The sequence below is a fragment of the Undibacterium sp. Ji22W genome, from assembly GCF_049340305.1.
Classification (GTDB): Bacteria; Pseudomonadota; Gammaproteobacteria; order Burkholderiales; family Burkholderiaceae_D; genus Undibacterium.
Genome location: NZ_JBMPOU010000002.1, coordinates 264,839 through 282,571 on the forward strand (window position 1 = coordinate 264,839; position 17,733 = coordinate 282,571).

At 46.4% G+C, this 17,733-nt stretch carries 17 protein-coding genes; 6 read left to right on the forward strand and 11 right to left on the reverse strand.

Going from position 1 to position 17,733, the window contains the following annotated elements:
• The first annotated feature begins 8 nt into the window (after nt 1-8).
• The 5 genes from ACO0KW_RS07985 (at nt 9) to ACO0KW_RS08005 (ending at nt 3,852) form a co-directional block, all read left to right on the forward strand.
• Nucleotides 9-1,241 carry a type II secretion system F family protein gene (locus ACO0KW_RS07985; RefSeq protein WP_423052408.1) on the forward strand — a complete coding sequence of 411 codons (1,233 nt, stop codon included), beginning with the start codon at nt 9-11 and terminating at the stop codon, nt 1,239-1,241.
• The gene (locus ACO0KW_RS07990; RefSeq protein ID WP_423052410.1) at nt 1,241-2,107 is read left to right on the forward strand and encodes a prepilin peptidase; all 867 of its coding nucleotides are present in this window, start codon (nt 1,241-1,243) and stop codon (nt 2,105-2,107) included. The genes ACO0KW_RS07985 and ACO0KW_RS07990 overlap by 1 nt, the downstream gene beginning before the upstream one ends.
• A gap of 66 nt (nt 2,108-2,173) precedes the next feature.
• Nucleotides 2,174-2,776 (forward strand): dephospho-CoA kinase, encoded by a 603-nt coding sequence (gene coaE, locus ACO0KW_RS07995; RefSeq protein ID WP_423052412.1) that lies wholly within the window; start codon nt 2,174-2,176, stop codon nt 2,774-2,776.
• Between the two features lie 99 nt (nt 2,777-2,875).
• Nucleotides 2,876-3,631 (forward strand): cell division protein ZapD, encoded by a 756-nt coding sequence (gene zapD / locus ACO0KW_RS08000; protein WP_423052414.1) that lies wholly within the window; start codon nt 2,876-2,878, stop codon nt 3,629-3,631.
• Nucleotides 3,632-3,657: 26 nt separating this feature from the next.
• Nucleotides 3,658-3,852 carry a DNA gyrase inhibitor YacG gene (locus tag ACO0KW_RS08005; RefSeq protein WP_423052416.1) on the forward strand — a complete coding sequence of 65 codons (195 nt, stop codon included), beginning with the start codon at nt 3,658-3,660 and terminating at the stop codon, nt 3,850-3,852.
• A 1-nt stretch (nt 3,853) separates the two neighbouring features.
• On the opposite strand, the gene ACO0KW_RS08010 is transcribed toward ACO0KW_RS08005, so the two are convergent.
• From ACO0KW_RS08010 to ruvC, 6 genes are all read right to left on the reverse strand, one after another.
• Nucleotides 3,854-5,410: a sigma-54-dependent transcriptional regulator gene (locus ACO0KW_RS08010; RefSeq protein ID WP_423052417.1), complete on the reverse strand. Its 1,557-nt coding sequence runs from the start codon at nt 5,408-5,410 to the stop codon at nt 3,854-3,856.
• 127 nt (nt 5,411-5,537) lie between these two features.
• The gene (locus ACO0KW_RS08015; protein WP_423052419.1) at nt 5,538-6,815 is read right to left on the reverse strand and encodes a D-amino acid dehydrogenase; all 1,278 of its coding nucleotides are present in this window, start codon (nt 6,813-6,815) and stop codon (nt 5,538-5,540) included.
• Nucleotides 6,816-6,862: 47 nt separating this feature from the next.
• Nucleotides 6,863-8,014: an alanine racemase gene (gene alr, locus ACO0KW_RS08020; protein ID WP_423052421.1), complete on the reverse strand. Its 1,152-nt coding sequence runs from the start codon at nt 8,012-8,014 to the stop codon at nt 6,863-6,865.
• A 260-nt stretch (nt 8,015-8,274) separates the two neighbouring features.
• Nucleotides 8,275-9,342, reverse strand: a complete 1,068-nt coding sequence (ruvB, locus tag ACO0KW_RS08025) for a Holliday junction branch migration DNA helicase RuvB (RefSeq protein ID WP_423052423.1) — start codon at nt 9,340-9,342, stop codon at nt 8,275-8,277.
• Between the two features lie 17 nt (nt 9,343-9,359).
• Nucleotides 9,360-9,941, reverse strand: a complete 582-nt coding sequence (gene ruvA / locus ACO0KW_RS08030) for a Holliday junction branch migration protein RuvA (RefSeq protein WP_423052425.1) — start codon at nt 9,939-9,941, stop codon at nt 9,360-9,362.
• Between the two features lie 613 nt (nt 9,942-10,554).
• The gene (gene ruvC / locus ACO0KW_RS08035) at nt 10,555-11,097 is read right to left on the reverse strand and encodes a crossover junction endodeoxyribonuclease RuvC (protein WP_423052427.1); all 543 of its coding nucleotides are present in this window, start codon (nt 11,095-11,097) and stop codon (nt 10,555-10,557) included.
• Between the two features lie 60 nt (nt 11,098-11,157).
• On the opposite strand from ruvC, the gene ACO0KW_RS08040 reads away from it, so the two are divergent.
• The gene (locus ACO0KW_RS08040; RefSeq protein ID WP_423052429.1) at nt 11,158-11,361 is read left to right on the forward strand and encodes a hypothetical protein; all 204 of its coding nucleotides are present in this window, start codon (nt 11,158-11,160) and stop codon (nt 11,359-11,361) included.
• On the opposite strand, the gene purH is transcribed toward ACO0KW_RS08040, so the two are convergent.
• The 5 genes from purH to ACO0KW_RS08065 all read right to left on the reverse strand — a co-directional run bounded on the left by purH (nt 11,358) and on the right by ACO0KW_RS08065 (nt 17,581).
• Nucleotides 11,358-12,923, reverse strand: coding sequence for a bifunctional phosphoribosylaminoimidazolecarboxamide formyltransferase/IMP cyclohydrolase (purH, locus tag ACO0KW_RS08045; RefSeq protein ID WP_423052431.1), 1,566 nt, complete (start codon nt 12,921-12,923; stop codon nt 11,358-11,360). The genes ACO0KW_RS08040 and purH overlap by 4 nt on opposite strands.
• A 21-nt stretch (nt 12,924-12,944) precedes the next feature.
• Nucleotides 12,945-13,178 carry a helix-turn-helix domain-containing protein gene (locus ACO0KW_RS08050; RefSeq protein WP_186892113.1) on the reverse strand — a complete coding sequence of 78 codons (234 nt, stop codon included), beginning with the start codon at nt 13,176-13,178 and terminating at the stop codon, nt 12,945-12,947.
• 114 nt (nt 13,179-13,292) lie between these two features.
• Nucleotides 13,293-14,327, reverse strand: a complete 1,035-nt coding sequence (gene dusB / locus ACO0KW_RS08055) for a tRNA dihydrouridine synthase DusB (protein ID WP_423053444.1) — start codon at nt 14,325-14,327, stop codon at nt 13,293-13,295.
• A 250-nt stretch (nt 14,328-14,577) separates the two neighbouring features.
• Nucleotides 14,578-15,114, reverse strand: a complete 537-nt coding sequence (locus ACO0KW_RS08060) for a TlpA family protein disulfide reductase (protein WP_423052433.1) — start codon at nt 15,112-15,114, stop codon at nt 14,578-14,580.
• A gap of 106 nt (nt 15,115-15,220) precedes the next feature.
• Complete coding sequence (locus ACO0KW_RS08065; RefSeq protein ID WP_423052435.1) at nt 15,221-17,581, reverse strand: putative bifunctional diguanylate cyclase/phosphodiesterase; 2,361 nt, start codon at nt 17,579-17,581, stop codon at nt 15,221-15,223.
• Nucleotides 17,582-17,733: the final 152 nt, after the last annotated feature.

Genomic DNA, 17,733 nt, shown 5'->3' on the forward strand with positions numbered 1-17,733 from the left:
ATCCGGAGATGGCAACGCCAGCAACTAGAAGTACGAAACCTTCGCAAATCAAGGAGCATCTATATTCTTGGGAAGGCAAAGACAAGCAAGGTAAAAACGTTAAAGGCGAATTACGTGCCGGCGGTGAGGCCATAGTCAGCGCAACCTTGCGTCGGCAGGGTGTGATGGTCACCAAAATAAAAAAGAAAAGTTATAGCTCTGGCAAAAAAATTACTGACAAAGACATCACTTTGTTTACTCGTCAGTTAGCAACGATGATGAAGGCTGGCGTACCTTTATTGCAATCTTTTGATATTGTTGGTAAAGGACACTCCAACCCCTCCGTGTCGAAGCTATTACTGGATATCCGCGCTGACATCGAGACTGGAACAAGTTTGAACCAAGCTTTCCGCAAGTATCCGCTGTACTTTGATCCACTATTTTGTAATCTAGTCGGTGCTGGTGAGCAAGCTGGTATTTTGGAAGATTTATTAACCCGTTTAGCGATCTACAAAGAAAAAACTTTGGCCATCAAAGCCAAAATCAAATCTGCTCTGACTTATCCGATCGCAATTTTAACCATTGCTTTTATCGTCACTGCGGTGATCATGATTTGGGTGGTGCCAGCTTTTAAAGAAGTATTTAAGAGTTTTGGTGCTGACTTACCAGCACCAACCTTAATTGTCATGGGTATTTCTGATTTCGTTGTGGCGAACTGGTACTTGATATTCGGTGGCATTTTCGGTGCCTTATATTTCTTTTTCCAATCATGGCAACGCTCACTAGAAATGCAGCGTTTCATGGATAGGATATTGCTACAAGCTCCCATTTTCGGCGACGTCATACGTAAAGCAACGATTGCGCGCTGGACCCGCACTTTAGCCACCATGTTTGCCGCTGGTGTTCCCTTGGTGGAAGCTCTTGATTCAGTTGGCGGCGCGTCTGGCAATGCGGTTTATCTTGATGCGACCATCAAAATCCAGACAGAAGTCACGACTGGTACTAGTTTAACTGTTGCTATGCAAAACGCTAACGTGTTCCCGAGCATGGTTACTCAAATGGTGGCGATTGGGGAAGAATCCGGCGCATTAGACGGCATGTTAAGCAAAGTCGCCGATTTCTACGAGGAAGAAGTCGACGAAGCCGTTGCCAACTTATCCTCCTTAATGGAACCGATGATTATGGCAATTCTGGGTGTCATCATTGGTGGCTTGGTGGTCGCAATGTATCTGCCTATCTTCAAACTCGGTTCGGTGGTCTGATGCTTGAGTTATTTTTATTTACCGCTCCAGAAAATCTCGCCAGCACAGTTTTTTTTGCCGTATTTGGACTATTAATCGGTAGTTTTTTGAATGTTGTCATTCATCGGCTACCGATTATGATGCAAAGAGAATCGGACAACTATGTCGCCATCGAAAGTGGCAAAGAACCCGCTCATCAAACACCCTACAATCTGATTGTTCCGCGCTCAGCATGCCCGCACTGCAACCATCAGATAAGCGCATTAGAAAACATTCCTGTGATCAGCTACCTGATCATAGGCGGTAAGTGCCGTGGTTGCAAAGCACCCATTTCAATTCGATATCCGATCATTGAGGCGCTAACAGGCTTGCTTAGTGCCTTCATGATTTGGCATTTTGGAAGCGGTTTTGCAGGAATGTCCGCCGTAGTGTTTGTCTGGCTCTTGGTAGCGATGACCTTCATCGATGCCGATACCCAATTGTTGCCAGATGATCTGACACTGTCTTTGATGTGGCTAGGTCTATTGGTCAACCTGCACGGCACTTTCAGTTCATTGGACAATGCGGTTATTGGCGCAGCGGTCGGTTATATGTCCCTATGGTCTGTATATTGGGTATTTAAGCTTGTGACTGGCAAAGAAGGCATGGGCTACGGCGACTTTAAGTTGCTGGCAGCACTGGGAGCTTGGATGGGGTGGAGTATGCTTCCCCTGATTATTTTGCTGTCTTCCGCGGTCGGCGCAGTTATTGGTATTTCCATGATGATGTTTGGCAGACTTGGCAAAGGTAAGCCGATTCCATTCGGCCCCTACCTGGCAATTGCTGGCTTGATCGCTTTACTGTGGGGACAAAGCATCAACAGCCAATATTTAGGTTTATTCTATTGAAGTGCGCCAAAACCGATGTCAACTTCCACGTCAATCAGGGCGCAATCCGTGCATCTGGAAACCGAAATGTTTAGGGTGGGATTGACTGGTGGCATCGGCAGTGGCAAGACAACCGTGGCTAATTTCTTGGCAGATCTTGGTGCCAGCGTCATCGATACCGATTTGATTGCGCACAGCCTAACAATGGCAGGTGGTGCTGCGATTCCAGCCATACGGAAAGAGTTTGGCGAAGAATTTATTACCGTCGATAATGCGATGGATCGACAAAAAATGCGCGCCTGTGTATTCAACGATCCCGAAGCAAAACGACGTTTGGAAAATATTCTACATCCGACAATTCGCCTAGCTTGCGAAAACGCTGCGGAAGCAGCTGAAGGTAAGTATCTCGTCTTTGTCGTTCCTTTATTAATTGAATCGGGCAGTTGGCTGCAAAGGGTGAATAGGGTTTTAGTTGTCGACTGTGATGAAGAAACTCAAATTGCCCGCGTGATGCAGCGTAACCAATTTAGTCGAGACCAGGTTTGTAGCATCATGCGTACCCAGGTAACGCGCGAAATACGTTTAGAACATGCTGATGATGTCATCAATTCTCAGCAAGAATTGGTGCAAGTACAGCGGCATGTCGAGTTGCTGCACCAAAAATACCTACAAATGTGCGTACAAGGCTAAACAAACGCACGCAATGTTTGTAATTTTCCTCAGCTTGGTTCAGAATCACGTGAAACTTATTGCGCACTACTTTGGCATCATATTTACAGGGAATTTATTTTGATTGTTTACGAATACCCTTTCAACGAGCGTATTCGCACGTTGTTGCGGTTAGAAGACCTGTACGAAAAGTTTTCGTTTTTCTTGCACCAGTCTGATCCACTGCAACATCACGTCGCTATCGCTACCATCTTTGAGATGCTTGAAGTGGCAGGCCGCGCTGACTTAAAATCTGATCTACTCCAAGAATTGGACAGACAGAAAAATACCTTGATTGGCTTTAAATCGAATCCGAATGTTCAAGCAGACATGCTAGATCAAGTGATCAGTGACGTCGAACGTGCCAGCAGTAATTTGATGGCATCCACCGGTAAAACCGGACAACATATTCGTGACAACGAATGGCTGATGAGTATACGTGGCCGAACCATTATTCCTGGTGGCGCGTGTGAATTTGATTTGCCGAGTTATCACGCTTGGAAAAAACTTCCCGCAGAAAAGCGCTTTGCCGACATTACAACTTGGTTTGCACCCATTGCGCCATTGTTTGATGCCATTGGGGTAGTATTGCGCCTATTGCGCGAGTCAGGCAGCACTAGCAAAGTCATCGCGCAAGCTGGCAGCTATCAACAAATGCTACAGGGTAAGGTATATCAATTATTACGCGTATCGATCGATCAAGGCTTGGGTGCTATTCCTGAAATTTCAGCGAATAAATACATGTTGTGGATACGCATCATGTCGCAAGATGGTGATATGAAACCGAAACCGTTCGAAGGTGACGTGCCGTTTGATCTGACGCTCTGTAACTTCTAACTCTGTAACTTTTAATCTACTTCATTATGGCAACTGTTGTCTCCTGTCCGACTTGTGCGGCTAAAGTCGTTTGGTCTCCTGAAAGTGCTTTTCGTCCGTTTTGCTCTGATCGCTGTAAACAAATTGATCTGGGCGCCTGGGCTGAAGAGAAGTACACAATTCCTGCGGTGAATTTGCCTGAAGATCCTGATAATCCCGATTTAGGGCCTGCCAACGATTAAGCTATTTCTTAGGAATTCCATGCTTGCGTAATTTTGCGGCAATCATGGAATGTGAAGTATCGAGACGTGCTGCTAGTTTGCGACTGGATGGAAACTCTTGGTACAGCTTGGTCAACAAGGCGGTTTCAAATTGATTGACTGAGGCTTCCCAAGTATCCGCCTCCTCAAACACCACCGTTTCAGCTTGCATAGAATCTTCCGCCCAATCCAGATCGGCTGCATCGAGCACGCGCTGATCTGACATCGTAATCGCACGGAAGACCACATTCTGCAATTGCCGCACATTCCCCGGCCAACGATTATTTAACATCGCAGCCGTTGCCGCTTGATTCAGTCTAGAGACCGGCTTTTGGGCCTGCGTACATGCACGTTCGATGAAGTGGCGCGCCAGCAGTAAAATATCATCCGATCGCTCGCGCAAAGGTGGCATTTCCAGATGTAGGACATTTAAGCGATAGAATAAATCTTCGCGAAAACTGCCTTCCTGTACCATTTTTCGTAGATTTCTATGAGTCGCACTGATGATACGCACATCAACCTGAATTTCTTTGTCTCCACCAATCCGGCGAAATTTTCCGTCGTTCAAAAAGCGTAGTAGTTTGGCTTGCAAATACAGAGACATTTCGCCGACTTCATCCAAGAATACAGTTCCGCCATCCGCCATTTCAAATAAACCTGGCTTACCACCACGATTCGCGCCGGTAAATGCCCCCGCCATATAACCGAACAATTCGCTCTCAGCCAGACTTTCAGGTAAGGCAGCGCAATTCAATTCCAAAAACGGCGCATTGCTGCGCGCACTGACGCCATGGCAGGCTTGCGCCAACAATTCTTTACCAGTGCCAGTTTCACCTGTGATCAACAAAGGCGCATCCACCACTGCCACCCGCGCTGCGCGTTTTTTCAAAACTCGGATTTGTTCCGAGTCGCCGATAATGGCTTCAAAGCCACCAATTTCGGCGCGCGAGATCGCATGCAAACGCTCGCCTATGCGTTTCGGTGCTGTCAGGGTTAGCAATGCACCTACCGCCATGCCATCGCTGGCGGTACCCGCCGATAAGGGTTCAAATACGGGTGTGACATCCATCAAGAAGGGTTCGCCATTCAACAGCACTTCGCGCGTTGGAGCACAAAATTCATTGGCAATCAGTTCGTGTTGGATAGTGCTATCTTGCAACACTTGATAGAGGGACTTTTGACACAACTCTTTTTCGCTGCAACGCGCCACTTCCGCTGCTGCCGCGTTGGCAATCACAATACGCCCGAGAGCATCGATCGCCAGTACTGGATCTTCCATCACCGCCATAATCGTGTCGAGATTTAAGCTGCGCCGCATGCCGGGCAAGATATCGACGACTTCGATAGTGCCAACACCCGCGACCTGATCACAGTCGGCCTGCAAGCTGGCCAACATGCTTTGTTTTAATTCGGGAATATCGATATAGATATTTGGCGGATCAACTTCCACCGCCTGCACATTCAATCCCTGACGTGCCAACACCGCGAGAATCTCGTGAGCGATACCAACTCGATCTTCAAAGGGAATGTTGACGCGCATACTTTACTTGACCTTCTGGATTAAGAAATCAAAAACATCTTGCCGCAGAGGCGCAGAGTACACCGAGAAAAATACACAAATCACCCTGCGTTCTCTGCGCCTCTGCGCCTCTGCGACTCACTGCATCTTAAATCGCTATCGGCCGATTCATGCTTCCATAACGATCCATGTACAAGCCTTCGGTCGAAATCGCTGGTTTTTTGCCGGAAATTAGATCCGCCAAGAATTGACCGGAGCCACAAGACATGGTCCAACCCAAGGTGCCATGTCCCGTATTCAAGAACAAGTTACGGTATGGCGTAGGCCCAACAATCGGCGTTCCGTCGGGGGTCATCGGGCGTAAGCCGGTCCAAAATTCTGCTTTACTGACATCGCCGCCATGCGGGAATAAATCCGTCACGGAATGTACGAGAGTTTTGCGGCGAGATTCGCGCAAGCGCAAATCGTAACCGGTGATTTCGGCGGTTCCACCAACACGGATACGGTCGCCCAATCGGGTAATCGCCACTTTGTAGGTTTCATCCATGACCGTCGATTCCGGTGCGCCTGTCGCATCAGTAATCGGTACCGTGATTGAATAACCCTTGATCGGATATACAGGGATTTTGATACCCAGTTCGCGCAACAAGATCGGTGAATAGCTACCGAGCGCCAATACAAACTTATCTGCGGTGAAATGTCCTTTAGAAGTTTGTACGCTCTTGACCTGATCGCCTTCGGCGATGATACGTTCTATGCTCACGCCATATTCAAATTTAACACCTAGACCTTCAGCCAATTTCGCCAGATTCTGAGTGAATTTAAAACAATCGCCAGTCTCGTCACCAGGCAAACGCAAAGCACCGACGAATTTTTCACGCACATTTTTCAATGCTGGTTCCACCCGCAAACAGTCATCGCCACTCAAAGTTTCGTAAGGCACGCCATAGCGTTTGAGAATATCGATATCCGCTTGTGAACCATCGAGTTGTTGCTGATTGCGGAACAATTGCAAAGTCCCTTGCGTACGCTGGTCGTAAGCAATACCAGTATCTTCACGCAATTGTTGCAAGACGTCTCGACTGTATTGCGCCATGCGCAACATGCGACCTTTATTGATTTCGTAACGCTTAGTCGTGCAATTCATCAACATCTGAAACACCCAACGCCACATGGCTGGATCAGTGCTTGGACGTATCGCCAATGGACTATGTTCCATCATCAACCACTTGATCGCTTTCATTGGCACACCGGGTCCTGCCCATGGTGCCGAGTAACCGGGAGAAACTTCTCCGGCATTCGCAAAACTAGTTTCTAAAGCCGCACCGCTTTGACGCTCAATCACCGTGACTTCATGTCCGGCTTTGGCCAGATAATAGGCAGTAGACGTACCGATAACGCCTGCTCCCAAGATAACTATTTTCATGTGCTAATTCCTGTAAAGGTGAATCTGATGAATTGTTTGAATGGCTGCTAAACATCAACGTAGTGACGTTGGTAGCGCGGCCCTAAGCTGGTCAAAATTTCATAGCCTATCGTACCGGCTTGCTTTGCCACCTGATCGACGGTATTGTCTGGACAGATCAAATCAACCAAAGCACCAGGGTATAAAAGTTGCGGATCAACGTGACTCACATTCAGAGTAATCGTATCCATCGACACATTACCCACCATAGGCACTTCTATCCCAGCGATATGGGCGACACCGCAATTGCTTAAACTACGCAACCAGCCATCGGCGTAACCAACTGACACCGTGGCAATACGAGATGGCTGAGTCGCGCGCCACGTTTTACTGTAGCCGACTGAAGCACCCATAGGAATTTCGCGCGTCTGAATAATACGACCCTGCAATTGAACCACCGACTCCATAGGGCTTTCTTGCCCCGCAACTGGGGCGACACCGTACAAGGCAGCACCAGGGCGCGCCAAATCAAAGTGAAATTCTGATCCGAGGAAAATACCGGAAGAATTCGAAAAACTCGCCTTCACGTCAGGATACTGTTGACGCAATTGCGCGAGCAGGTTTTTGAAGGCACTCAATTGCATTTGATTCATTGGGTCAAGCTGATCTTCGGCGCAGGCCAAATGACTCATCACGTAGCGTAGATCTATGCCTTCGGTGATAGAAAAATCATTCAACCAAGTCCACAGTTCTGCTTGAGACAAGCCCATACGAGCCATCCCAGTATCGATTTGGATAATCGCAGGCAGATTGATCATGCGTTCCTTGGCCAAATTACGCCAAGCGGTGATTTGTTCCAGACTATTGAGTACCGGTGTGCAGCCGTATTCAATAAATTCTGCCTCATATCCCACGGGGGAGCCATGCATGACATAAATCGCCACATCACGCGCGATGTGCGCACGTAAACTGATGGCTTCTTCCAATTGCGCCACAAACAAATGACGACAACCTTCTGCCACTAAAGCTTTAGAAACGGGAATGGCACCCAAGCCATAAGCATCGGCTTTCACGGCAGCACCACATTGCGCAGCGCCAAGACGGGATTGTAAAAATCGATAATTCGCCCGTAAGGCTTTCAAATCGATAGTGAGAAGAGCGCCAGCGCGCCCAGCTTCTTGTTGCATGATGACCTCTGTCAAACTAAACCTGCTTTTCATTAGCAATCGCCGTGCCACATAGCTTGTCGCTATATTTTAAGACGGAAATCAATGACTTAGTGAATCCTCGGGGAATTTTAACAGAATAGACTGTATCGAAATAAATACAATCAAAAAGAATAGAGATAGGAAAAATAGATTTTCCTCTGCATAGAAGCGAGATTTACGCCCACCGTACTATATTTGATACAGCGTATTGAATTTAGAACAAATTAAGTATTAGAAACAAGTGCTCAAAGCTGACAATACAGGATGAAAATTTAAGCCCCCCACAAATCTCCATTCGGACTAATACGCGGCGCAGTCAAACCGAAATGTTCATAAGCGCTGGCAGTAGCGATACGGCCACGTGGTGTGCGTTGCAAATAGCCTTGTTGAATCAGATAAGGCTCCAACACATCTTCTATCGTATCGCGTTCTTCACCAATGGCTGCGGCAACGTTATCTAAACCGACCGGACCACCACCAAATTTAAACAAGATAGCTTCGAGCAATTTTCTATCCATCAAATCAAATCCGACCGCGTCGACATCCAACATTTTCAATGCTGCATCTGCCATGGGTTTAGTAATTTCGCCATTGCCTTTGACTTGGACATAATCACGTACGCGGCGCAATAAGCGATTCGCAATCCTTGGTGTGCCGCGCGCCCGTTTAGCAATCTCAAAAGCACCCTCATCGTCAATCGGCACTTGCAGCAGCGAGGCAGAGCGCGTGACGATGCGACTCAGTTCTTCCGAAGTATAAAATTCCAAACGCGCCACGATGCCGAAACGATCACGCAAAGGATTGGTGAGCATCCCAGCACGGGTAGTCGCACCGACTAGGGTGAACGGCTGCAAATCGAGCTTGACTGAACGCGCTGCGGGGCCTTCGCCTATCATGATATCGATTTGATAGTCTTCTAAAGCGGGATATAAAATCTCTTCTACCACTGGCGATAAGCGATGAATTTCATCGATAAATAAAACATCATTCGCTTCCAAATTGGTAAGCAAAGCCGCCAGATCACCAGCACGCTCCAGCACTGGCCCGGAGGTCTGACGCAAATTCACACCCATCTCACGCGCAATAATGTGCGCCAAGGTCGTTTTACCCAAACCTGGTGGACCGAACAACAGCGTGTGATCGAGCGCTTCTTTACGCTGACGCGCCGCGCCGATGAAGATTTCCAACTGATCACGAATTTTCTCTTGCCCTACATATTCATCCAACTGCTTAGGACGCAAAGCACGTTCTATCGCTTCTTCGTTAGGTGAAGATGGCGTCGCCGCGATAATGCGGGTATCCACGAATTGTGTGGAAAGATTGTCGGTTTGTATGCTCATGTTTATCTATTCGTGTTTTAACTCTTCGACAAAGCTTTAAGAGCAGCTTTGATACCGTCGGATACACCAGAACCAGCTGGCACCAATTTCAAAGCGGCTAATGCTTCTTTGTCGGAATAACCGAGCGCCAATAAAGCATTCAAAATATCCGAACTATGATCGCCAGCCGCTGTTGCAACGCCAGCGGCGCCGAGATCTGCGCCTAGTTTTCCTTTGAGCTCAAGCAACAAACGCTCTGCCGTTTTCTTGCCTATGCCAGGCACGCGCGTTAAACGCCCTGCTTCCTGCAAAGTAATCGCTTGTGCCAAATCAGCCACTGACATGCCAGACAAAATTGACAAAGCAGTACGCGCACCGACGCCGCTGATTTTGATTAATTGTTTAAAGGTCGTGCGTTCTTCTGCTGTACCAAAGCCAAACAAAACATGCGCATCTTCACGGATCGCTAAATGGGTCAACAAGGCCACCTTCTCACCGAGCGCCGGCAAATTATAGAAAGTACTCATAGGGACGTCGATTTCGTAGCCCACGCCTTGGCAATCAACCATGATCTGCGGTGGGTTCTTTTCGACTAGGGTTCCGGCGATACGACCTATCATGCTGGGCTTTCGTACTGTATAAATAAGCAGTGATAGTAAACTATTCTTGAAGTCTTGTGGTGGCGATGTTTTTGTTGAATTGTTGAATTCAACACCTGCCACTGCTTAGCTCAACTGAACGTTCACAGGTCGGGTGTGGCCCGACCTGCAAGCTAAAAATCACTTACAAAATTTAGGTCGCCACAGAGGACAGAAATCTAATTTAAAGTGAGTACAAAATAGTAGGGTTAGATCTAATTATTACAAGTCGATTTTAGAATTAAATTTTAAATTTTTTCTAACCTCATTTTTCACAACATTGCCTAAACATAAATGACCGAATAATTACTACCAAGTTCCGATTTAAGTAAAAGACATAGATCATGCCCTTTATCATGAAACTCAATCTTCAATTTCTCTGACAAGAAACCTGATTGGACTGGATCATCGAGATTTAGTACAGCATCAAATATTTCGGCCCATTCATTTAACTTTGAGATCAAATTTTCAGAAATTGGGAGAGATGTTGGATCAACATTTCCTACAAGATCTGACGAATTCTCCCAAAGTGGGAAACACTGATAATCGGCCATCAATTTTAAATATCTCACTTTTACATCCCTGCTGGGCTAAGTCAGCCAATCAACCTACCGCCCTTAACCCGCAAACCCTTCTTAGCCAACTCAGGCGCAATAGCCCCAAGCGTCTTCAAAGTATCCCCACTATGCGCATGACAAATCGCCACACCCAGCGCATCAGCTGCGTCAGAACTCGGTGTGCCAGACAAACTCAACAAACGCTGCACCATATCCTGCACTTGTTCTTTCTTCGCCTTACCGTGACCAACTACACCCTGCTTAACCTGCAAAGCAGTGTACTCAGCGACATCTAAGTTAGCACTCACCAAAGCACAGATCGCAGCACCACGTGCTTGACCGAGTAGTAGTGTTGATTGCGGATTGACGTTAACGAACACTTTCTCAATCGCAGCACAATCGGGTTGGTAGGTTTGGATGATTTGGGTAACGCCGGAGAGGATAGTTTTTAGGCGTTCCGGCAAAGTGCCTTCGACTGTTTTGATAGTCCCTGAGGCGATGTAAGTGAGCTTACTGCCCTGCTTATGTATGACACCAAAACCTGTGGTGCGTAAGCCGGGGTCTATGCCTAGGATTTTCATTTAGACGTTTTCTCAGAAAAATCTAAGCGCATAAACATGCGCGTAGATTTGATTATCTCAATGAGTTTTCGTAGGGCGGGTGAAACCCGCGCTGCTCAGGTGCTCACAACTTTGGCGGCGCGGGTTTCACCCGCCCTACAACTAATCATGTTCATCAATTGTTGGGCTTCACGTCGCTCAGCGCCAACCTACGAGTTAAATCAGATCACTAGCGAGAATGTAGACGAACGCCATTTGATTAACGACGTTCTGAGTACAAATTAATGACGGAAGTGACGCACACCAGTGTACAACATCACCACACCACGCTCATCCGCGGCATCAATCACTTCTTGATCACGCATAGAGCCACCTGGATGAATCACGCAAGTTGCGCCAGCATCCACCACAACATCGAGACCATCGCGGAATGGGAAGAAAGCGTCGGACGCGACTGCGGAACCTTGCAAAGTTAAACCAGCATTTTGCGCTTTAATCGACGCGATACGAGCGGAATCGATACGGCTCATTTGACCAGCGCCTACGCCCAAAGTCATGCCATTGCCGCAGAAGACAATCGCGTTTGATTTAACATATTTAGCGACGCGCCATGCGAACATCATGTCGGCCATTTGTTGCGGTGTAGGTTGCAATTTGCTGACGACGCGCACATCGGCTGGCAAGACGTTTTTCGCATCTGGTGCTTGCACTAACAAGCCACCACCGACACGTTTCACGTCATATTGATTGACGCCAGAACCGAGAGGGATTTCTAACAAACGCACGTTTTGTTTTGCCGCAAAAATTTGCTTCGCTTCCGCAGTGAAAGATGGTGCGATCAAGACTTCGACGAATTGTTTGGCAACTGCTTCTGCTGCTGCGCCGTCACATACGGTGTTAAACGCGATAATGCCGCCGAAGGCTGAAGTCGGGTCTGTTTGCAATGCTTTGCTGTAGGCTTCCAATGCTGTCGCACCGATTGCCACGCCACAAGGATTCGCATGTTTAACGATCACGCATGCGCCTGTATCGAAAGACTTTACACATTCCCACGCTGCATCGGCATCAGCGATATTGTTGTAAGACAGCTCTTTACCTTGCAATTGCGTGTAGTTCGCCAATGCGCCTACCACTGGTGCCAGGTCGCGGTAGAAAGAAGCGGATTGATGCGGGTTTTCACCGTAACGCATCTCTTGAACTTTTTCGAAATGCATATTCAAAGTTTGTGGATAAGCACTACGTGTTGTGTGTGCTTTATCTTCGCCCAAACTCGTCAAATAATTAGTGATCGCGCCGTCGTATTGTGCCGTGTGCGCAAACACTTTTTTCGCCAGCATGAATTTAGTGTCATAAGACACTACATTGTTACCGGCTTTCATTTCCACCAAGACCGTTGCGTAATCGATCGGGTCACAAATTACGACCACGTCTTTGTGATTCTTCGCAGACGAGCGCAACATCGTCGGTCCACCGATATCGATATTTTCAATCGCGTCTTCCAACGAACATTCCGCTTTCGCGACTGTTGCCTGGAATGGGTAGAGATTGACCACTACCATATCAATGGTTGGAATACCGTGTTTTTCTAAAGCAGCTTGGTGCTCAGGGAAATCGCGACGCGCCAAAATACCACCGTGTACTTTAGGGTGCAGGGTCTTCACACGACCATCAAGCATCTCTGGAAAACCTGTGTAATCTGCGACTTCGGTGACTGGCAAACCATTGTCAGCCAAAAGCTTAGCAGTGCCGCCTGTGGACAAGAGTTTGACGCCCATAGCATTGAGTTCACGTGCAAATTCGAGAACACCAGTTTTGTCCGACACGGACAGGAGAGCTTGTTTGATCATGATTGAAATAGATAAATGAAATTAAAGAAGACCGTGTTGCTGCAGTTTTTTGCGCAAGGTATTGCGATTAATGCCGAGCATATCTGCAGCCTGAGATTGATTACTATCGGTGCGTGTCATAACCATTTCTAACATCGGCTTTTCAACCGCTAACACCACCATATCGTAAATATTTGAAGCGGGTTGTTCACCTAAATCACGGAAATATTTTTCCAGATTTTTGTGGACGGCTTCTTGAATGCTTTCTTTACTCATACTGAATTTTCTTCTTATTAATGAATTCCTCTTTAAAAAAACGACAGGGAATTCAAGGGTTAAACTAAATAAAACTTCCACCAAAATTGTACTAACAAGATCGACAAAACTGAGTCAAGCTGCCAATGCTTGAGTTAATTCATCGTTCGCGTTCACCTCGGAGGGGCGGTATTGTAACCGTTCTGCAGGTCGACTATCAAAAAACATTTTGACCGCCGCCAATTGTTCCTCGCAAGTTTCTAACTTATTCATTTGCTGCCGGAAGGCTTCGCCATCCACCAAATCTTCGACATACCAGCCAATGTGTTTGCGTGCTGTGCGCACACCCATAAACTCACCATAAAACGCATAGTGTTCGCGCAAATGACGATCTAATAAGGCACTAACCTCCGATACCAAAGGCGCTGGCAGGTAAGTTCCCGTCTTTAAATAATGCTCAATCTCGCGGAAAATCCATGGCCTGCCTTGCGCCGCACGTCCAACCATAATCGCATCAGCACCAGTCACTTCCAATACATACTTCGCTTTCTCCGGCGTCGTGATATCACCATTGGCAACTACTGGAATTCTGACCAATGCTTTGACTGCAGCAATAGTGTCGTACTCAGCCGCACCTTTATAACCATCCGCACGCGTGCGCCCATGCAAAGTCAACATCGCGATGCCAGCTGATTCTGCGATACGGGCAATCTGCAGCGCATTTTTATTTGAGCGATCCCAACCGGTTCGAAATTTCAAAGTAACAGGCACATCAACGGCAGAGACTACCGCATCAAGAATTTCACCAACTAATTTTTCATCTTGCAACAAGGCCGATCCACACCAGGCATTACAGACTTTTTTCACCGGGCAGCCCATATTGATATCGATGATTTGCGCACCTTTATCAACATTGTATTTGGCACACTCTGCTAACATTTTGGGATCAGCACCGGCGATCTGTACCGCCTTAGGTTCCATTTCGCCTTCGTGATTGGTACGACGCGTAGACTTTTCGGTTTCCCACAATTTAGGGTTCGACGCTGCCATTTCCGACACCGCATAACCGGCACCAAGATCTTTGCACAATTGACGAAATGGTCTATCTGTCACACCTGCCATAGGCGCGACAAAAATATTATTCTTTAGCTGATAGGAGCCAATTTGCACGATGTTAAAACCTTGGGGAGTCAAGAGGGATTTCGGAGAAGCGCTATTCTACCTGAAAAGCTGCCTAAATAATTAGCAAAACTGCGCGAAACTGCAGATTCAGGCGCACAATTTTTTTAAATGTAGAACAGTTTTTCGATAGACTTTTTTGAGACTTGTTGCTCATTGGCGGTGTGCTGCGCGCTTGTCGGTTGCTGAGGCAATTTGTGATGCGATATTTTGATCAACTAAAACAATCTGAAATGCTAGTTCAGGTCTTTGCCAATTCTTTAGCAAGTAATTGATTTAATTCATCAAAAGAAGGCTCGCCAACATAGCGCTTGATAATGTTTCCTTGTTTATCAATGACGAAGGTCGTCGGCGTTAATCTTACATCGCCAAATGCCTGAGCAATTTTTCCTTCCAGATCAAGTACGACCTGAAAAGGTAATTGCCGGGTTTCAGTAAAATTGAGTACGTAGTTAGGCGGGTCATAGCTCATTGCGACTGCGACAAACTCTAAGCCCTGAGCACGAAATTTTTCATAGCTGGCAATCATTTGCGGCATCTCTTTGATACAAGTCGCACAAGACGTGGCCCAGAAATTGACCATATACACTTTACCTTGCAAAGTTTGCTGGCTAATTTTTTCGCCTCGAATATTTGTAAAATCCAATTTCGGTGCTGCTTGCTTTCCACCCAGAGACTGATAGAAAAAGATAGCGGCCAGCAGTAACGCCACAGCGACCAATACCCCTAGTTTGAAAGAACCCGATTGTTTCATTTGATTTAATTTTGATGATGTCATGAGCGTTTTATATTTGTTTATCGCTTGTTGTTTTTTTATAGATAAATCGATTTGGACGAAATTATACTTTGCTTCTCTTCAGGTGGCAGGCTGGACTACGATTCTCTTAAACAGAAATAGTTAATGCTTGCAACTGATCTTTGAGCCTGGTTTGGTTTGCCAGCCATAATTCTGGAGCGGTCGGACGCGAATATAAAAATCCTTGCATCGAGTCACAATCGTTAGCAATTAAGTAATTTGCCTGTTCTTCGGTTTCCACCCCTTCAGCGACCACTTTCAAGCCAAATTGTTTTGCCATAGATAAAATTGAACCCACAATCGCAGTACCGTTCGCATCATCGGGGATATCTTGCACAAAACTCTTGTCAATCTTCAACTCATACAATGGCAGTCGTTTCAAGTAATTCAAACTAGAATAACCGGTTCCAAAATCATCGATGGAAAAGCGAATTCCCAACGCCGACAATTTACTCATGCGCGATATGGTCTCTTGCAGATCGTCGATAAACAATCCTTCAGTCACTTCAAAGATTAAATATTGACCGCTAATTTCTTGCGCCGCTAAAGTGGCAGTCACTTTATCAACAAAATCTTTTTGTCTGAATTGTTTAGGACTGACATTAATAGACAAAGGAAATTGATGTCCCTCATTCTGCAAGAGTTTCAAGATCGAACAGGCTTGCGCCAGAACCCAATCACCCATCCTTACAATCAAACCAGATTCTTCTGCTAATGGAATAAATATCGCTGGCGAAACCATGCCTCGCTCTTTACTATGCCAACGCATCAATAATTCTGCACCGACAGCGATACCTGCGTAGTTCACTTGCGCTTGCATCACCATTTGCAATTCATTTTGTTCCAAGGCTTTTGTCAGGTCGCGCTCCAAAGTGAGGCGATGCTCAACTTCGGTTTGCATATTCCCTTCAAAAAACGCGATCTGATTGCGTCCCGCTGATTTTGCGCGATACATCGCAGTATCGGATTCACGCAACAAATCATCCACATTTTGTCCAACTTTTTGCATCAAGCTCACGCCAATGCTACAACTAGAACTGTAAGCCTGATCGTTAATCAAAAAGTCTTGTGAAAGTGCGTGTCGAATTTTTTCAGCGATCGTCAATGCTAATTTTCCAGCAACTTCTATATGTGGATCTAAGCTGTCGACTAATACCACGAACTCATCTCCACCGATACGCGCTACGGTATCCACTTCGCGCAAAAGATTACTGAGGCGATTCGCGACTTCAATTAAAAGAATGTCGCCAGTTGCATGTCCACGCGCATCATTGATCGTTTTAAAATGGTCTAAGTCGATGAATAAGACCGCACTATAATTACCAGTGCGCTGCGCATTTGCGAGTTGAACGCTCATACGATCACGCAAAAGACGGCGATTTGGCAAACCCGTCAATACGTCAAAGAACGCCAATCGATAAATATCCAGTTCCGCTTTTTTTCTATCCGTAATATCACGCTCAATCGCGACGTAGTGGGTGCATTGTCCTTGTTGATTATTGATAGGACGAATATCCACTTCCAACCAAAACTCTTCTTTGGATTTAGTGTAACTAATAATTTCTGAACGTATCGCATGGCGTGTGCTCATCGCCGAACGGATTCTGTGAATTTCATGAATATCCGAATTTGGGCCATATAGCATTTCCAAATTGCTACCTAGCGCTTCATCGCGGCTATAACCGGTGCTACGTTCAAAAGCTTTATTTACAAACACGAGGTGTGGACCATTATCACGCAGATTATTGTCGGTGATCATCACCATGTCATTGAGATTTTCAACTGCCGCTGAGATCAATCGTAGATCTTCATTCGCGTCCCGCAAAGATTGCTGCTCCTCTTGCAAGGAAACGCTAATCTGCATTTGCTTCCGCAAAGACTCTTCTAAACGGCGTAACAACACCGCACAAGAAACTGTGATAACCGAACTAATAAAGGAAAAATTTAGAGTGATGATGACCCAGCGCAGAAAAGGTCTATCGTGGTAGCGATCAAATTGCAAATCGATATCAAAGGCATAGCCAATCGAAATCAACGTGACCGCATTCAGCGCCAGCACAAACACCGCCGGTCGCAAGCCCAATAACAAAGCAGCCAATACCGGAACTGCCATCAAATAAATCTGGCTTACCGGTCCAACCTTAAATAGAAAAAATACACCAACGCTATAGACAATAAGCAAAAAGTTCCAGCTACGTGCTGCGAAACTCAAGGTACGCCAGCGCCATAGAACAAGCAACCAACCTATCGCTAGCACATCGATCAACACGATGGAATAAAGTTGATCGCGTATCGCCATTAATACGCTAGGAATGGCAGTCACACTACCCAACACCAAGGCGACAGACAGAATCGCACTAAGCATCTGATCACGCCAGAACTGCAGTTCTCTTGTCGGCAAGCGCTGGGCGCGTAAAAAACGACGTAGAAAAGGACGAACTATCTTCAATTACTGCCCCCTAGTGCTGCAAAGATCCACATAGACATGTAAAAAAATATATTTTTCACAAAATATATTCTAGGCGCATCAGCTCCCAATTGGATTGCAAGGTGTCAAGACTAGCAAGTCTTCTTTTATACGCCGTTTCTAACTTGCTGAAA